Consider the following 937-nt stretch of genomic DNA (forward strand, 5'->3'; position numbering starts at 1 on the left):
CACGCTGCACGTGGACGCGCCGTCGTCGCACGTCGACTGGACGGCCGGCGCCGTCGAGCTGCTCACCGAGCGCACCGACTGGCCGGCCACCGGCCACCCGCGCCGTGCGGGCGTGTCGTCCTTCGGGATCAGCGGGACCAATGCGCACGTCATCCTGGAGCTGCCCGAGTCGGCGGAGACGGAGAACGAAGCCGCACCCGGCCTGGTGCCGTGGGTGGTGTCCGCCAAGTCGGATGCGGCGCTGGACGCGCAACTCGCGCGGCTCACGGACGCCGATGAACTGCCCGCTGCGGACGTGGCGTTCACCTTGGCCGGCCGGTCGGCCCTACCGCACCGCACGGTGCTCGTGGACGGCGTGGAGGTGGCCCGAGGCGTTGCGGCCGACGGCAGGACGGCGTTCCTGTTCTCGGGGCAGGGGTCGCAGCGGTTGGGGATGGGGCGGGAGTTGTATGTCCGGTTCCCGGTGTTCGCGCGGGCCTTCGACGAGGTGCGTGCGGAGCTGGATCCGGGTCTGCGGAATGTGGTGTGGGGTGCGGACGAGGAGCTGCTGAATCAGACGGCGTACGCCCAGGCGGGGTTGTTCGCGGTCGAGGTGGCGCTCTACCGGCTGGTCGAATCGCTGGGTGTGCGGCCGGAGTTCGTGGCGGGGCACTCGATCGGTGAGGTGGCCGCGGCGCACGTGGCGGGAGTGTTCTCGCTCGCTGATGCCTGCGCTCTGGTGAGTGCTCGTGGCCGTCTGATGCAGGCGCTGCCGGCGGGCGGTGCGATGCTCGCCGTCCAGGCGACGGAGGACGAAGTCCTGCCGTTGCTGGGCGAGTTCGTGTCGATCGCCGCGATCAACGGTCCGCGGTCGGTCGTCGTGTCCGGGGCGGAGGAGGCTGTCGCGGCGATCGAGGCGCACTTCGCCGAGCGCAGGACGACGCGGCTTCGGGTCTCG

Annotated in this window: 1 protein-coding gene; it reads left to right on the forward strand. The window is 71.7% G+C overall.

The window, feature by feature from the left end; translation table 11 throughout:
* On the forward strand, positions 1 to 937 hold a 937-nt coding region (locus tag PUR71_RS01250; protein WP_329924404.1), incomplete at both ends, for an acyltransferase domain-containing protein.

Source organism: Streptomyces sp. SP17BM10, assembly GCF_036322405.1.
Lineage (GTDB): Bacteria > Actinomycetota > Actinomycetes > Streptomycetales > Streptomycetaceae > Kitasatospora.